This window comes from Saccharicrinis aurantiacus (assembly GCF_947489045.1).
GTDB classification, from domain to species: domain Bacteria; phylum Bacteroidota; class Bacteroidia; order Bacteroidales; family Marinilabiliaceae; genus Saccharicrinis; species Saccharicrinis aurantiacus.
In genome coordinates this window covers 98342-115976 of record NZ_CANLCN010000006.1, presented here as the reverse complement: position 1 = coordinate 115976, position 17635 = coordinate 98342, and the positions used below count along the sequence as shown (strand labels likewise).

15 protein-coding genes are annotated in these 17635 nt (G+C 34.0%); 12 read left to right on the top strand and 3 right to left on the bottom strand.

The genetic code is table 11. The annotated features are described in order from the left end of the window. Positions 1–13 precede the first annotated feature (13 nt). The 4 genes from hisD to QMO11_RS08880 all read left to right on the top strand — a co-directional run bounded on the left by hisD (position 14) and on the right by QMO11_RS08880 (position 4886). Complete coding sequence (hisD, locus tag QMO11_RS08895; RefSeq protein WP_282036957.1) at positions 14–1345, top strand: histidinol dehydrogenase; 1332 nt, start codon at positions 14–16, stop codon at positions 1343–1345. A gap of 6 nt (positions 1346–1351) precedes the next feature. After that, positions 1352–2389, top strand: a complete 1038-nt coding sequence (gene hisC / locus QMO11_RS08890; RefSeq protein WP_282036956.1) for a histidinol-phosphate transaminase — start codon at positions 1352–1354, stop codon at positions 2387–2389. A gap of 10 nt (positions 2390–2399) precedes the next feature. After that, the gene (gene hisB / locus QMO11_RS08885; RefSeq protein ID WP_282036955.1) at positions 2400–3533 is read left to right on the top strand and encodes a bifunctional histidinol-phosphatase/imidazoleglycerol-phosphate dehydratase HisB; all 1134 of its coding nucleotides are present in this window, start codon (positions 2400–2402) and stop codon (positions 3531–3533) included. 132 nt (positions 3534–3665) lie between these two features. After that, entirely contained in the window at positions 3666–4886 is a 1221-nt protein-coding gene (locus QMO11_RS08880; protein WP_282036954.1) for an alanine dehydrogenase, read from the top strand. On the opposite strand, the gene QMO11_RS08875 is transcribed toward QMO11_RS08880, so the two are convergent. Further along, positions 4870–6222, bottom strand: a complete 1353-nt coding sequence (locus QMO11_RS08875; RefSeq protein WP_282036953.1) for a GAF domain-containing sensor histidine kinase — start codon at positions 6220–6222, stop codon at positions 4870–4872. The genes QMO11_RS08880 and QMO11_RS08875 overlap by 17 nt on opposite strands. A gap of 215 nt (positions 6223–6437) precedes the next feature. Here QMO11_RS08875 and cysS point away from each other — a divergent pair, with 215 nt between their 5' ends. The 6 genes from cysS (at position 6438) to QMO11_RS08845 (ending at position 13253) form a co-directional block, all read left to right on the top strand. Continuing rightward, positions 6438–7913, top strand: coding sequence for a cysteine--tRNA ligase (cysS, locus tag QMO11_RS08870; RefSeq protein WP_282036952.1), 1476 nt, complete (start codon positions 6438–6440; stop codon positions 7911–7913). Positions 7914–7944: 31 nt separating this feature from the next. Continuing rightward, positions 7945–8940: a M28 family peptidase gene (locus QMO11_RS08865; RefSeq protein WP_282036951.1), complete on the top strand. Its 996-nt coding sequence runs from the start codon at positions 7945–7947 to the stop codon at positions 8938–8940. Positions 8941–8946: 6 nt separating this feature from the next. Further along, positions 8947–9555 carry a ribonuclease HII gene (locus tag QMO11_RS08860; protein ID WP_282036950.1) on the top strand — a complete coding sequence of 203 codons (609 nt, stop codon included), beginning with the start codon at positions 8947–8949 and terminating at the stop codon, positions 9553–9555. Between the two features lie 164 nt (positions 9556–9719). Beyond that, on the top strand, positions 9720–11873 hold the full coding sequence (locus QMO11_RS08855; protein ID WP_282036949.1) for a S46 family peptidase: 2154 nt from the start codon (positions 9720–9722) through the stop codon (positions 11871–11873). Positions 11874–12017: 144 nt separating this feature from the next. Continuing rightward, the gene (locus tag QMO11_RS08850) at positions 12018–12617 is read left to right on the top strand and encodes a MarC family protein (RefSeq protein ID WP_282036948.1); all 600 of its coding nucleotides are present in this window, start codon (positions 12018–12020) and stop codon (positions 12615–12617) included. A 3-nt stretch (positions 12618–12620) separates the two neighbouring features. Continuing rightward, a complete protein-coding gene (locus tag QMO11_RS08845; RefSeq protein ID WP_282036947.1) occupies positions 12621–13253 on the top strand; it encodes a ribonuclease H1 domain-containing protein in 633 nt (210 codons plus the stop codon). 13 nt (positions 13254–13266) lie between these two features. On the opposite strand, the gene QMO11_RS08840 is transcribed toward QMO11_RS08845, so the two are convergent. Continuing rightward, entirely contained in the window at positions 13267–15147 is a 1881-nt protein-coding gene (locus tag QMO11_RS08840; RefSeq protein WP_282036946.1) for a tetratricopeptide repeat-containing sensor histidine kinase, read from the bottom strand. A 96-nt stretch (positions 15148–15243) separates the two neighbouring features. Next, positions 15244–15441: a hypothetical protein gene (locus QMO11_RS08835; RefSeq protein WP_282036945.1), complete on the bottom strand. Its 198-nt coding sequence runs from the start codon at positions 15439–15441 to the stop codon at positions 15244–15246. A gap of 149 nt (positions 15442–15590) precedes the next feature. On the opposite strand from QMO11_RS08835, the gene QMO11_RS08830 reads away from it, so the two are divergent. Together QMO11_RS08830 and QMO11_RS08825 are read left to right on the top strand one after the other, a co-directional pair. Then, positions 15591–16829, top strand: a complete 1239-nt coding sequence (locus QMO11_RS08830) for a sensor histidine kinase (protein ID WP_282036944.1) — start codon at positions 15591–15593, stop codon at positions 16827–16829. Further along, positions 16819–17514 (top strand): response regulator transcription factor, encoded by a 696-nt coding sequence (locus QMO11_RS08825; RefSeq protein ID WP_282036943.1) that lies wholly within the window; start codon positions 16819–16821, stop codon positions 17512–17514. Before QMO11_RS08830 ends, QMO11_RS08825 begins: the two co-directional genes overlap by 11 nt. The last annotated feature ends 121 nt before the right edge of the window (positions 17515–17635 follow it).

Sequence of the window (17635 nt, the reverse complement as noted above, 5' to 3'; positions counted from 1 at the left end):
AAAACAAATCAATATGTTATTGCCTTTACTTTACTCAACACAACTAAAGATTCATATGCAGGTATTTGAATATCCACAGAAAAACGAATGGTCTCAGTTACTTGAACGTCCAGAGAACGATTTAAGTAACTTGTATGAAACAGTTCAATCAATATTATCAGATATAAAACAGAATGGCGATAAAGCAGCCAAAGCCTATTCAAAGAAATTTGATGGCTATGCGGCCGATCATCTATTGGTTTCTAAAACAGAAACTGATAAAGCATGCCTAGAAGTAGGTTCTGTTTTAAAAGAAGCTATTTACAAGGCTAAATTAAATATTGAGAAGTTTCATGAGGCACAAATTTCTTCTGAAAAGATAATTGAAACTTGCCCTGGCGTAGTTTGTCGTCAGAAAAGTGTTGCTATAGAAAAAGTAGGTTTATATATTCCTGGCGGAACAGCGCCACTTTTCTCAACTGTACTTATGCTTGCAGTACCCGCAATTATAGCCGGTTGTAAAGAAATAGTTTTGTGTACACCTCCAAATAAAGAAGGCGAAATAAATCCAGCAATACTTTACACTGCTTCGCTTATCGGTATAAAAAGTATATACAAATTAGGAGGAGTTCAGGCCATTGGAGCTATGGCATACGGAACCGAATCAATTACAAAAGTTGATAAGATTTTTGGACCTGGGAATAGCTATGTAACCGCAGCAAAACAATTGGTAAGTTTAAAAGATGTTGCCATTGATATGCCAGCCGGTCCTTCTGAGGTGGAGGTAATGGCCGACGAAAGTTGCATACCTTCGTTTATTGCTTCTGATTTATTAAGCCAAGCTGAACACGGTGTAGACAGTCAGGTAATATTAATTACTGATAGTAAAAAAGTAATTGTTGAGGTTCAGGAAGAACTTACAAAGCAATTGAACCAATTACCTAGAAAAGAAATTGCTGAAAAGGCCCTACTAAATAGTAGGATTATCCTATTAAAGGATAAAAATGAAATGATTGAGATAACCAATCAATATGCTCCTGAACATCTAATTATTGCGATGCGCGATGATGATGAAGTTGCCAACAAAATTACCAATGCAGGCTCTGTATTTATTGGAAACTACACCCCCGAAAGTGCTGGTGATTATGCTTCAGGAACCAACCACACTTTGCCTACGCATGGTTATGCACGAGCTTATAGCGGTGTGAATTTAGATAGTTATGTAAAGAAAATTACCTTTCAAAAAATTTCACCTGCTGGCCTAAAAAACATTGGCCCATCCATAGAAATTATGGCTGCTGCAGAACAGCTTGATGCCCACAAAAATGCAGTTACCATTCGTTTAGAAGCATTGAAAAATAAATAACTTGCCATGAGAACACTAGAACAGTTGGTTCGACCAAATATAAAGTCGCTTAAACCATATTCATCCGCACGCGATGAATATAGCGGTGTAGAGGCCATCTTTTTAGATGCCAATGAAAATCCATTTAATGACCCTTACAATAGATATCCAGATCCCTATCAACGCAAGTTGAAAGCCAAAATAGCAGAGCTTAAGAATATCTCTAGCAATTCGCTATTTTTAGGCAATGGAAGCGATGAACCTATCGATTTATCTTTCCGTGCTTTTTGCGAACCTGGAGTTGATAATATAGTATCTATTGATCCAACATATGGTATGTATCAAGTGGCTGCCGACATCAATAATATTGCTGTAAAAAAGGTAAAACTGACTTCTGAATTCGAGTTAGATGTTGATGCATTATTAAAGGCTACAGATTCAAATACTAAATTACTTTTCATTTGCTCGCCCAACAATCCAACAGGGAATAGTTTTAAGAAAAAGGATATTGAAAGAATCCTCAATGAATTTAATGGAATCACCATTTTAGATGAAGCCTACATTGATTTTGTTCCAGAAAAAAGCTTTTTACCAGAACTGAGTAAATATCCTAATTTAATTATCCTGCAAACCTTTAGTAAAGCATGGGGTATGGCAGGTATTCGCTTAGGAATGGCTTTCGCTTCGCCAGAAATTGTGAGTGTGTTTAATCACATCAAATACCCTTACAACATTAATATTCTTACGCAACAAAAGGCCTTTGATTTATTACAAAATCCTGAAGCCAAAGACGAGTGGGTGAACATTTTAAATAATGAAAAAGAAATCTTAAAAGAGAATCTTAGCCAGTTTTCTTTTGTTGAAAAGATATACCCTTCTGACGCCAATTACCTGTTAATTAAAACAGAGAAACCTTTAGCTATTTATGATTTTTTAGTTGAACAAGGAATCATTATCAGAAATAGATCAACCGTATCACTTTGCGAAGGATGTTTAAGAATAACCATCGGATCAGAAAGTGAAAATGCATCGTTACTTGATGCTTTAAAGAAATACAACAGCTAAAAAGAAACTTATGAGTTTAAAGAGAGTACTTTTCATAGATAGAGACGGAACGATAATTAACGAACCTCCTGTTGACTTTCAGGTGGACAGCTTGGAAAAATTAGAGTTCTACCCTAAAGCAATTTCTAACTTACAAAAAATTGCTGATAAGCTCGATTTTGAATTAGTGATGGTCACCAACCAAGATGGCTTAGGAACTGATTCATTCCCTGAAGATACATTCTGGCCTGCACAAAATAAAATGCTTAAAACACTTGAAGGAGAAGGTATTATATTTGATGAAATTTTCATTGATAAATCTTTCCCTGAGGATAATGCTCCAACCCGCAAACCTGAAACCGGACTACTTACAAAGTATTTTAATAAGGAGGAATATGATCTTAAAAACTCCTTTGTAATTGGAGATAGAATTACGGATATTATTTTAGCACAAAACCTTGGCGCTAAGGGTATTTTTATTGCTCAGGAAGGTAATGCTGAAAAAATAAAAGAAGCCAACCTCACTGACAGTTGTGGGCTGATTTCTGATGATTGGGACAAAATATGTGCATTCCTCTTTGCTAAAGAACGCACTGCACAAGTAAAGCGCACTACATCTGAAACCGATATCGATATTAAACTCAACTTAGATGGAACAGGCAAATGTGATATATCAACAGGCCTGAACTTCTTTGATCATATGCTTGAACAAATAGGCAAACATGCAAGCTGTGATTTAAGTATCAAAGTAAAAGGAGATTTACACATTGATGAGCACCATACTATTGAAGATACAGCCTTGGCACTCGGTCAGGCTTTTAAGGATGCATTAGGCGATAAAAGAGGAATTGAACGTTACGGATTTTGTCTGCCAATGGATGATTGCAAAGCATTAGTAGCGCTAGATTTTGGTGGTCGCCCATGGCTCATCTGGGATGTAGAGTTCAAAAGAGAGAAGGTAGGTGACATGCCAACAGAGATGTTCCTACATTTCTTTAAAAGCTTTTCTGATGCTTCGCTTTCTAATTTGCGCATTGAAGCCGATGGAGATAATGAACATCACAAAATAGAAGGCATCTTTAAAGCTTTAGCTAGAGCGATAAAAATGGCCATCAGAAAAGATGTTTTTAACAATACACTTCCCTCAACTAAAGGGACTTTATAAGATTTTAATCAAAATGGCGAGCTTAGTAATATTGTATTACTAAGCTCGCTATCTTTAACCCATAGGGAGTTTGTTAACTCAGCCATATTTTACTACCTTACACCATTAATTATCTCATAATCCTGATAAGAAATGGCAAGTTCAATTGGCAATTCAGATTTCCCACTTTTTCATACCTCTCTTCTACCACAAGAAGAAATGCTTGAGGTAAAACACACTCAGAAAAAGTTAACAATTGGGATACCTAAAGAATTATCAAAATTTGAAAATAGGCTAGCTTTAACCCCCCAAGGTGTAGAGTTATTAGCTGAAAATGGACATACCATTTTATTTGAATCAGGAGCAGGTGCACCTTGCAATTACACCGATCAACAATTTGCTGAATCAGGCGCAAGCATCGTTAAATCTCATGCTGAAGTTTTTGAATGTGAAATATTACTTAAAGTATCTCCTCTAACACCTGATGAAGTCAGCTTGGTAAAAAAATGCCAAACTATAATTTCATTAGTTCAAGTGCAACAACAGTCGCGTGATTGTATGCTCAAACTCATGTCTAAAAAAGTAAATGCTATAGGTTTTGAGCTGATTAGAGATGAGAATAGATGCTATCCGGTTTTACGAATTATGAGTGAAATTGAAGGTTATACATCTATTATGATAGCTAGTGAATATTTAAGCAAGGCACATAACGGTAAAGGGGTATTTTTAGGAGGTATAACAGGCATTGCTCCTGCGGAGGTTGTTATCCTTGGAGCCGGCATGGCAGGCGAAAATGCTGCTAGGGCTGCAATAGGCTTAGGAGCAACTGTTAAGGTATTTGATAATTCTTTTAAAAGCCTGCGAGAATTAGAATTGAACATCGGACAAAAAGTATTTACATCAGTTCTATCTCCAAAGGTATTAACCAAAGCTTTAAAAACGGCAGAGGTTGTGATTGGCAACCTTAGATATTTGCAATCAGGCATAAAATATATGGTTACTGAAGAACAGGTTATGCAAATGAAACCCGGCTCAGTGCTTATCGACCTAAGTATGGGACAAGGAGGTTGTTTTGAAACCTCAATGTGTACTGATTTTTCACATCCTGTATTTAAAAAACATGGGGTTACGCACTATTGTGTTCCTAATGTTGCATCACATGTTTCAAGAACAGCTACTATTGCACTCAGCAATATATTCTCAAGAATTATACTTGATGTTGCTGAAGCTGGAAGTGTAGATAAGATTATAAAAGAAAATCCAGGAATTAGTGATGGTTTATATATTTACAAAGGCATATTAACAAATCACTATATGGGAGAGTTGTTCTCCTTACCATCAAAAGATATCGGTTTACTTATGGCTGCGTTTTAACTCTAGGAATAGACATTTTAAACAAAGCACCATTCTCCTTACCCGATTCGGCCCATACTTGCCCATTCATCATTTCTGCATATTTACTAACAATAGCAAGTCCAATACCTGTTCCACCAAACTCACGTGTAGGATTTAGGTCTCCCTGCCTAAATAATTCAAATATTGATTTTTCTTTACCTTTCTCAATACCTATACCTGTGTCCTCAACAAAAAATTCAAATGAATCCTCCAGTTTAGTATAGCCTATTCTGATAATTCCTTTATTGGTGAATTTAACGGCATTTTCAATTAAATGCTCTAAAGACTTATATATCGCCTCTTTATAAGTTACGAGTTTTTCTTCCTCTGGTATTTCATCAATATAGACTTGAATCTCTATTGACTTAGATGCACTAGCAACTTCCTCCTGAAACTGCTGTTGTAAAGTAGCCAACATCTCCTCTATCGATATTTCATCTTTATCAACAGATATCGTTTGTGCCTGAAGTTTAGAAATATCAATTAAAGCATCCATCACACGCATTAATTGATTTCCGTTATGATATACAATATTTAAATACTCTGTCTTTTCCTCATTACTAAGATTATCAGAACGCAATAATTCTGTAAATCCAATTATAGAATTCATAGGTGTTCTAATCTCATGACTTAGATTAGCAAGAAATGAAGTCTTTAACTTATTACTCTCTTCTACATTTATTGATATTGTTTTAAGCTCGTTATTGATTTGGTCTAATTCCTTATTTTTCCGAATCAATTCTTCCTTAAAAACTAACAATTCTAGATTTCTTCTTTTTAACTCTCGCTCTTTTTCAACATGCTCTAACTCTGATCCAATACGCGAAGAGAACATATACATAAGCGATTCTATTCGCTTGGAGGTATCTTTAGGAGTAGTGTACAAAGAAGCTAAAACTCCAATCACTTCACGTTTTGAATTATACAAGGGAACTCCAAAATAAGCTTTAATCCCAAGCTCTAAAAACTTTGTATGATTAGGGTACGATAACTGAACGTAATCGTTAATTAAAACGCAAGAATTATTTAAAACCTCAGCACATGGGGCATTATCAAAGTTATACGAATAGTTCGTTAGGTTTTCAAACTTATTACAGAAGGCAACCTTTTCAACACGTCTATCCTCTTTATTAAAAACTCCAATAAAAGTATAATCAGCTCCTATAAACTTATTCAACATTAGTACTGAATTAGCAAAAAAAGCTTCTCCTTTAATATTAGACTCCGGACTAAAAAGTTCGTATAGGCAATCCTCCCAACTTAAAAAGTCTGTCAGGTTATTTGCTATACTACTTTGTATAATATCGTGCTTCAAAATATTACGTTTTTTAACTTATATCCGGTATACGCAATTAAGCAAAAAGGTTGGTTAAAGTCATTTCATTTTTGACGAAGCTATCTTTTTTATACTTTAATTAGCTAATTGAAGAAGATATAATTTAAACGATATCAATAATAAATTAGCAAGCAATTCACTATTGATTAGATTTTTGTAATTTTGTGCCTCATGTCATCTTTAAAATTAACATAATGCCAATTCCATTATTTATATATAATACTTTAAGTAGATCAAAAGAAGAGTTTAAACCCCTAATAGACAATCATGTTGGACTATATGTTTGTGGTCCTACTGTTTATGGAGATCCACATCTAGGTCATTCAAGGCCTGCTATCACTTTTGATCTTCTAACTCGCTTTCTGAAACATCAAGATTATAAGGTTAGATATGTAAGAAACATTACGGATGTTGGCCACTTGGAAAGCGATGGAGACGAAGGTGAAGATAAAATTGCAAAAAAGGCACTACTTGAGCAGCTTGAACCTATGGAAGTAGTTCACTACTATACCGAGCGCTATCACGATTATATGCAGATGCTTAATGTTAATAGCCCAAGTATTGAGCCACGAGCCTCGGGCCATATTATCGAGCAACAAGAGGTTATTAACTCTATTATTGAGAAAGGGTATGCCTACGAAAGCCAAGGTTCTGTTTACTTTGATGTTGAAAAGTATAACAATGATCATCCATATGGCATATTATCTGGCAGAAAACTTGAAGACCTTTTAAGTAATACACGTGATTTAGATGGGCAATCGGAAAAAAGATGTCCTGCTGATTTTGCTTTATGGAAGAAAGCAGCACCTGAACACATTATGCGTTGGCCATCTAAATGGAGTGATGGATTTCCAGGATGGCACCTAGAATGTTCTGCAATGAGTAAAAAATATTTAGGTGAACAGTTTGATATTCATGGTGGTGGAATGGATTTACTATTTCCGCATCACGAATGTGAGATTGCTCAAAGCACCATTGATAATGGTAAAGCTCCTGCGAATTACTGGATGCACAATAATATGATAACCATTGATGGACAAAAGATGGGTAAATCACTAGGTAATTTCATCACACTTGAAGAGTTATTTGCGGGTTCTCATCCTAAATTAGAGCAAGCATATAGTCCTATGACTATTCGTTTCTTTATTTTGCAGGCACATTATCGCAGTACACTTGATTTTAGTAATAGTGCACTTCAGGCATCAGAAAAAGGCTTAAAACGCCTAATGGAAGCTATCCAGAATATGGATAATATTGAGCCTTCAGAAACATCTAATGTTAATATTGATGAGTTAAAGCAAAAATGTTTTACTGCATTGGCTGATGATTTAAATAGCCCAATCGCAATATCTTACTTATTCGATACTGTTAAAGTTATTAATAACATATTAGCTGGCAATAACACCATTTCAAACGATGACCTTAGCGAGCTTAAGCTATTTATGAACACCGTTTGTTTTGACATTTTAGGTTTAGAAAACGAATTTGGAGGTAGTGAAAACTCAGGTGACTCTAAAATAAATGATGTAATGCAACTAATCATTAAACTGCGTGCCGATGCAAAATCTAATAAAGATTGGGGTACCGCTGATAAAATACGTGATGAATTAGCAAACATTGGCATCAGTATTAAAGATGGAAAAGACGGAGCCGTTTGGGAAAATAATTAATAACCACAGCTTAATTTAATTAAAATTCACAATGAGGAATATTGCCTTTATTTTTATAGTGATTGTATCACTAGCTTGTGCTAACAATAGTACAAAAGCTAAAACATCGAGTTCAGCTAAAAAAAAGAACCTCACTAAAATTGATGTTCCTCATTTTAATGCTGATTCAGCCTTTTCATATGTTCAAACTCAAGTAGATTTTGGTCCGAGAGTACCGAATACAGAAGAACATCTTGCCTGTGCAAACTACTTATCTGAGAAGTTAACTTCCTTTGGTGCCGAGGTGATTGTGCAAGAAGCTGAAGTTAGAGCTTTTAATAATACATTGCTAAATGCGAAAAATATCATTGGTCAGTACAAACCCGAATTAAACAACCGGATTTTACTTTTTGCACATTGGGATACTCGTCCGTTCGCCGATCATGATGAAGACAAATCGAAACAGAAACAACCCATATTAGGTGCAAACGACGGGGCTAGCGGAGTAGGGGTATTATTAGAAATTGCTCGTAATCTTCAAAATAAAGATCTTCCAATTGGAATTGATATTATATTTTTTGATGCCGAAGATTATGGAACTCCTGACTTTGAAGGAGCACAATACAAGGCTGATACCTGGTGTTTGGGCTCTCAATATTGGGGTAAAAATCCTCATAAAGAAAATTATTACGCACAATACGGAATATTACTCGATATGGTTGGTGCGCCAAATGCCACATTTAATCGCGAATTATATTCTTTACAATTTGCACCTCGTGTGGTTAAAAAAGTATGGAAAACAGCTGAGGCATTAGGCTATGGTAATTATTTTGTATACGAAAAGGGTGGAATGATTACCGACGATCATGTATATGTGAATAAGTATTTAAACATTCCTTGTATAGATATTATCCAACACGACCCTAGTACTGATAGTAACTTTGGAAGCTATTGGCATACCCACGACGACACTATGGAAAATGTGGATAGAAATACCCTAAAAGCAGTAGGACAAACTGTACTTGAGGTAATATTTAACGAAAACTAATTAATAATGAGTGGCAAACTAGCTTCGTACCTTAATAAAGATTTAATTGAAGCAGGCTGTGATGAAGCTGGAAGAGGATGTTTAGCTGGCCCAGTTGTTGCGGCCGCTGTTATTTTACCTCCAAATTTTAATCATCCGCTTTTAAACGACTCAAAAAAACTAAGCGAAAAACAACGAAACATTTTACGTCCAATTATTGAAAAGGAAGCTATTGCTTGGGCTGTATCCTTTGTTGATAATAAAGAAGTAGATAAAATAAACGTATTAAACGCATCAATAATAGGAATGAAAAGAGCAGCTGATGAATTAGCTATAACGCCTGAACATTTACTAATTGATGGCAACAGATTTAAAGCACATAAAACAATCCCCCATACTTGCATTATAAAAGGCGATGGTAAATACAGGTCAATCGCAGCTGCTAGTATATTGGCAAAAACACATAGGGATGAATTAATGCAAAAATATGCTGATGAATATCCAAACTACGGGTGGTCGAAAAATAAAGGATATCCAACAAAAGAACACAAATTGGCATTAATAAAGTTCGGAGAAACTCCATTACACCGTAAAAGCTTTAAGCTGATTGATACACAACTTTCCCTACAATTATAGTTTTTACGTGCAACAAATTGGGTTATTATCATTGTTTTAGCTCAAAATTGTACTTTATTTTGCAATTCCCTTAAGTAAATAGAGGGTTCATAACAGAAAATATTAATATCCAATACAACATGCCTTGAGTGTGACTCGTTCAAGAGCATTATAAAACAAAGATGATGAGAAAAATTACAATGTTAATTGTCGCTGCTTTAATCGCCTTTTCAGGAAGCGTTAAAGCTGACGAGGGGATGTGGCTTCTTCCTTTAATTTCGAAGTTAAACGTCAACCAAATGAATGACATGGGTCTTAAGCTTTCTGCTGAAGATATTTATAGCATTAATAACTCAAGTTTAAAGGATGCCGTAGTTATTTTTGGAGGCGGATGTACAGGTGAGTTAATTTCAGATAAAGGATTAATTCTTACCAACCACCACTGTGGATACGGAAATATTCAGGCATTGAGTTCTGTAGATCACAATTACCTAAAAGATGGTTTTTGGGCAAAGTCATTAGAGGAAGAATTACCTTCTAAAGGCTTAGCTGTTACTTTCCTTAAATACATGAATGATGTTACCGAAAAAGTATTAGAAGGTACAACTGATGCTATGGAAGAAGGCGAGCGTAACAAAATAATTGCTGAGAATAAAAAGGCACTTATTGAAGAAGCTTCTAAAGATAATAAGTTAACTATTACAGTTCAAAGTTACCTCGAAGGGAACCAATACTTTATTATTGCCTACCAAAAATACACTGATGTTCGTTTTGTAGGAGCTCCTCCATCATCAATTGGCAAATTTGGTTTTGATACTGACAACTGGATGTGGCCTCGTCATACTGGTGACTTCAGTATGTTTAGAGTTTATGCTGATAAAGATGGGAACCCTGCAGAATACTCTGAAGATAATGTACCCTTAAAACCAGTACATCACCTACCTGTTTCGCTTAAAGGAGTTGAAATGGATGATTTTGCAATGACTATTGGCTTCCCTGGAAGTACAAATCGTTATTTAACATCATGGGGAATTGAGGAAAGAATGAATATTGTGAATGATTCACGTATTATTCCTCGCGGTGCAAAACAAGAATTATGGCACGAAGCCATGATGGCCGACGAAAAAACAAACATTCAATATGCCTCAAAATATAGCCGAAGTACAAACTATTGGAAAAACTCCATAGGTATGAACCGTGGCTTAAAAAAGCTTAAGGTAATTGATAGCAAAAGAGAAATTGAAGCCGAATTTGCTGCATGGATAAACGAATCTGACGAAAGAAAAGAACTCTACGGATCTGTTTTAAGTGAACTTGAAAACGCTTATTCGAAAAGAGCAACTAATCTTAAGGCTCAATATTATATGATTGAGTGTATGTTTAGAGGTACTGAGATAATTAGCTTAGGTACAAAAACATCGCGCTTAGCAGATGCTTTAGAAGAAGGTAACGAAGAAAAAGTTTCTGAAATTACCAATAGCATTAATGCAAGCTTAGAAGCTTTTTACAAAGATTACAATGTTAATCTAGATCAAAAGGTGTTTGCAACAATGTTAAAGCTTTATCATGATTATATTGATGCACAGTTTTACCCTTCGTTTTACAACGATGTAGTTGCTAAGAAATACAAAAACGACTTTACAGCTTATGCCAACGTTGTATTTAAAAAATCTGTTTTCACCTCTCAAGAGAAATTTGAAACCTTTTTGGCAAAACCTTCTTTAAAAGTTCTTCAGAAAGATCCTGTCTACATTGCAGCAGTTTCTGCAATCGAGAAATATAAAGAAATTCAAGGAGGACTAACACAATATAACGAGGTTGAGGATAGAAATAATCGCCTTTTCCTTAAGGGACTAATGGCAATGAATCCTGATAAAGTTTATTATTCTGATGCTAATTTTACAATGCGCTTAAGCTACGGTAAAGTTGGTAATTACGAACCAAAGGATGCCGTTATTTATAAGCACTTTACTACACTTGAGGGCGTAATGGAAAAAGAGCAGCCAGGAAACTATGAGTTTGAAGTACCTGCAAAATTAAAAGAATTATACGAAACAAAAGATTATGGTCAGTATGCTGATAAGGATGGTTCTTTACATGTTTGCTTTACTACAAATAATGATATTACAGGAGGTAACTCTGGAAGTCCGGTTATAAATGCAAACGGTGAGTTATTCGGTTTAGCATTTGATGGTAACTGGGAAGCTATGAGTGGGGACATCGCATTTGAAACAGAATTACAGAAATGTATAAACGTTGATATCCGTTACGTATTATTTGTAATTGATAAATACGCCGGTGCAACCAACTTAATTGAAGAGATGACACTTGTTAAGTAATCTAATTATATAAGATTTCATCACAAGGCTGTCTCCTCAGAGACAGCCTTTTTTTGTGCTCAATATCCAACTAAAATCATATTTCTATTTAGTGATTCATTGTACTTAATTACTACTTTTGCAAACAACTTAAATCATAAAACAATGCAAATTAACTTTTTACAAATCGTTTCGGCCTTTATCGTACTTTTTGCAGTTATTGATATTTTAGGCTCTATTCCTTTAATTCTTGACCTAAAGAAAAAAGGCAATAAAATTAATGCCAGAGAAGCAGCTATATACTCATATGCTATTCTTGTTGTTTTCTTCTTTGTGGGAGAACCCTTACTAGGATTGTTTGGTGTAGACATCTCTTCTTTTGCTATTGCTGGTTCATTTGTATTGTTAGTAATGGCTTTTGAGATGATATTTGGTATCCATATTTTTAAACACGATTCTCCTAGTGGTGCAAGTATTGTTCCTATTGCCTTTCCCTTAGTTGCAGGCGCAGGCTCATTTACTACAATATTATCTTTAAGATCTGAATTTGACACAATTAACATATTAATAGCTTTAACTCTAAATATAATTGTGGTGTATTTAGTTTTAAGATCAACAGGGAAGGTTGAAAAGCTAATTGGTGAAGGAGGCGTTTATGTACTTCAAAAGTTCTTTGGAATTATTTTACTCGCTATGGCTATCCGACTTTTCTTAACTAACTTTGCCAATCTAATCACTCAGTTTTTACCTGCGCTTAAAGGTTAATTAATGGCTAAAAAGAATAAGTATTACGTTGTATGGAATGGTGATTCACCTGGTATTTACACTAGTTGGGACGAATGTCAGGTAAATATTAAAGGAGTAAGTAATGTTCGCTATAAAGGTTTTCCAACATTAAGTGAAGCGGAATATGCTTTTAATGATGATCCTGAGAAATATTGGGGTAAAAAACCTAAGTCAGAAAGCGTTTCATTTTTAGCAGATTCTTTTAATGATGATATTATTGCAAACAGCATTTCTGTTGATGCAGCATGTAGTGGAAACCCTGGTGTAATGGAGTATCAGGGTGTCTATACAGCTTCAGGAACTCAAATATTTATCAAAAAATTTCCTTTAGGCACAAATAATATTGGTGAATTTTTAGCAATAGTACATGGCTTAGCTTACCAAAAGCAGCAAAAGATGAATCTCCCCATTTATACCGATTCTAAAATTGCTATGGGATGGGTAAAAGCAAAAAAATGTAGATCGAAGTTACCGCTTGATGCTAAAACAAAAGACCTGTTTGAAGTAATTAAACGTGCTGAAGAATGGCTCAAGAACAACACCTACAAACAGGATATTTTGAAGTGGGATACTAAGCATTGGGGTGAAATTCCAGCCGACTTTGGCAGGAAATAAATAGAATCAGCATTTAGTTTGAACTAAATGCTGGAATCGTAAACTCAACCTTTGTTCCCTGTTTCCCGCTTACAGAACGGTCTTCTACTCTTAATTGCAATTTTGTTAACGAATTGGTTTTATTAATAATCTTCAATCGTTCTTTAGTTATTGATGTAGCTAATGATTTATGTCCTTTATCGGTACCTTTACTTGAGTTGATTCCTACACCATTATCTTCAACAACTAACTTTATTTGTCCGTGACTATACTTTTTAAAACGAACTTCGATTAAACCATTTTCCATTTTATTGAGTTCTCCGTGTTCAAATGAATTCTCAATAAAAGGCTGTGCCAGCATCGGTGGTATTTTATAGTTCGAATCTTTTAGTTCCTCTTCAATTTCAATTGTATAATTAATCCGTTCTCCAAAACGCTTATTCTGTAATGAAAGGTAGTATTGTAACAAATCATACTCTTGTTTTAAGGTTATATATTCCTCCTGTGAGTACTCCAGAACCATGCGCATTAAACCCGCAAAATCAGCAAGAAAATCAACTGCATCAATTACTTTATTATCCAAAATATAACACTGTATAGCCGACAGTGAGTTAAATATAAAATGCGGATTCATTTGGGTACGTAGCACTTTCTGCTCTAACTGTAACAACCTCTCCTTATTGCGCAATCTCCTATATCTAAATCTGAAATAAACCAATACACATCCTAGTATTAATATTGATATTACTGCTATGAGAATTATATAATAGAATCGATTCTTCGATTTTAGAACTTCAATTTCATTAAGATTTTTATCTCTTTCATACTTTTTATCCAACTCTAAAAACTTATCTCTACTCTCTTTACTAAAAATACTATCATTTATAATGTGGTATTTTTCAGAAACACGTAAAGCATTCTCAAAATTATTCATGCTTTTATATGTATCAGATAGAGCTTTAAGATTCAGAACCTGAACACTCAATATACCAATGCCATCATTAACTTCTTCACATTTTAAGTAAGTTTCAATGGCTTTCGCCTTATCACCTTCAATCACAAACAAATCGCCCCTACCTTGTAAAGCATGTAGTAAACCAAACTTTTCATTAATATCTTCATAAAGAGATATCGCATCATCAAAGTATACCCTACTTTGATCATACTCTTTTGTACTAAGGTGCAGATATCCCAAATTAGTATAGATAGCGGCAATTCGACTTCGATTGTTTAGGGTTTTATATAAATCAAGAGCGAATAAGTTCGAAGCTTTAGCTTCGTCATATTTCTTAAGCTCAACCTGGATAAGTGCCAAATTAATAGATATATCTGCCGCTCTTATACTATCATTTAATTCATGAAATATGCCTAATGCTTTACTGTAACATTCAGCTTCCATTTCATATTTACCATTAAGCCCAAATATAACTCCCATGTTTAGGTAATCTTTTCCTTGCGATAAACTATCACCTAATTCTACATGCAGTTTTAAGGCCTTTTCATTGTATTCGTATGCATCATCATATACACCTAACCTTAACTTTATAGTGCCAATATCATTATAACATTTGGCAATCATTTTCTCATTAGAAGCTTGCTCAAAATACTCCAATGCAATTAAAAATTTTTCTTGTGAATCATGGTATTTTTCTTGATAGAATAAGGCTTCTCCTAAATCATGATAACCAAAGCCTTTATGTTTTATTGACTCTCCTGCATTAGCAATGAGCTTTTTAGATAAATCCTCTGCCACCTCAGATTGTTTAGATCTCAAACTAAATGCTAACTCATGCAGTTCTTCGAGGTTTTCAGAATCAATAAGTTCTTCTGCTATTTGATAAATACTATCTGCAGTATTAATTGAATAAAGACTATTTGAAATTAATAAAATAGCCATTGCAATAAGTAGTCTCATAATTAGGGATTATTTATGAGCAAAAATAATCTTTTAAACATAAAAAAGCCATCTTTATAAATAAAGATGGCTTGATAACTCACTTTAAACAAGTGATTACTTTTTCTTACAGCACTCTTTTTTCTCTTTAGTGCATTCTTTTTTGCAACAATCCTTTTTACATTCTTTGTCGCACTTATTCTCTTCTTTTTTCTCAGTCTTTACAGGCTCTTGAATCATTTCTGTAGCCATTACAGGTGCAGCTAAAGCAACCATAAACATAAATAAAAACGATACTGCTAATTTCTTTTTCATAATAAAATATTAATTGAGTGATTAAATTATTTCTTTTCTACTGATTGCAATTTATGACAATAATATTCCAACGGCTGTTAACAACTTGTTAAATGTATAAAAAAGAACCTTTAATTCTTTATTTTTGTCTCAAATAAAACATTATACAATTGAGCAATAAACAACTAAATAAACATCTGGTGTTGGGTATTTCTACCTTTATAATACTATTAACACTAATCGTTATTCAAGTACTCTTTATGGTAAAGGCGAGTAAAATTGAGGCTCGAAACTTTAACCACAGAGTAGTAATGGCACTTAAAGAATCGAGAGATGAGATAGCGCGGGCCGCAAAAACCTGCAGCAATATGAACAAGTATGTTTGTGGCCATAAATGCTCTTCAGAGGTGCGTTCGGTTAACTTTCAAAAAGTTGATAGCATCATTAGTTCTAATTTATCCCTTCATAAAATTAACTTAGACTATACTTTTGAGCTAAACAACGAAGATAACACAGAGCGTAACTTAAACATGACCTGCTATGAGCAATCATTAAATGGATTATTAGAACAAAATGGTATTAAGCTATTAATACAATTTCCTGATTCAAGTAAGTTTGTTTATGCGCAAATGGGAACCTTGTTTTATATATCCATTGCAAGTATCATTTTATTAATGATTTCCTTTTATGTTTCATATAGGATGTACTCGAAAGAGAAATCAATGTTAGAAAGCACCTCATTTTTTATTGATAATATGATTCATGAGTTCCACACACCCATAGCCAATATAAAATTTGCATCAAACCTAGTAAAAAAGAAAACTGAAGATGCAAAACTAAATAAATACGTTGATCTCATTAAAAATGAGGCTGAAAGAATGGAGTGTCACATTGTTGATATACAAGGCATAACTAATATTGATCCTAAAAACTCCCAGAGGTTTTCTTTTAACAATGTATTATTAGATTGTACTGAAGGATTTAAGATTCCTATAAAGAATAAGGATGGAGAATTAATACTAAAGTTAACTGACAAAGCCGAGACAATTATTGGTGATGTTAAACTGATTAAGTTAGTAATCTCTAACCTTATGGATAACGCATTAAAGTATAACAACAATAAGCCTAAAATTGAACTATCAACAATCTCAAACCATAGCGAGTTAACATTTTACATTAAAGACAATGGTATTGGTATACCCAACAAGGAACTAAATTCAATATTTGAAAAATACTATAGAGTCCCCACAGGCAACATTCATGATATAAAAGGATTCGGAATCGGGTTAGCTTTTGTAAAGGAAGTAGTTGAAAAACATAACGGAAGTATATCTGTTACTAATAATAATTGCGAAGGAGTTACTTTTAAACTTACATTTAAACTAGCAAACATCACAAATGAGAACTAACATCCTATTAGTTGAAGATGACGAAAGCATGGGTTTTTTGCTGGTCGATTTTTTAGAATCAAAAAACTTTAAAGTTGACCTATACAAAACCGGAAAAAAGGGTCTTGATGCATTTTATAAAACTGAATACGATTTTTGTTTATTAGATGTAATGCTACCTGAAATGGATGGATTTACCTTAGCTGAGAACATTCGTAAAACCAATGACTCAATTCCAATCGTATTTCTAACTGCCAAAGTACTAAAGCAAGATAAACTTAAAGGTTTCGATATCGGTATTGATGATTATATTATCAAACCATTTGATGAGGATGAATTGCTATGCCGAATTCAATCAATTTTAAAAAGATGTACTCAGAATATAGAGGAACAAATTAATGATCCAATAGAAATAGGAAGCTACACATTCGACGTAAAAAACTTGCATTTACACCATGAGGAAGACCAAAAACGGTTAACTCAAAAAGAAAGTGATGTACTTTATCAGTTAGCTAAAAACATAAATAACGTTGTTAAGCGCGATAACATTCTGATAGATATTTGGGGTGATAACGATTATTTTAATGGCAGAAGTTTAGATGTTTTTATAGCTAAACTCCGAAAGTACCTAAAGAAAGACAGAAATGTTAGTATTGATAATATACCCAAAGTTGGTTTTATTTTAAATGCTCCTCAAAACAATTAATCATAAATATCATATCATTAATCTAACCTTTTTAACTCTTCATTATCTTTTGCAATAAAAGATGCTGTTAATCACAACTTTATATTAACTTAGTTCGTAAACGTCCAATATTAGGCATTTA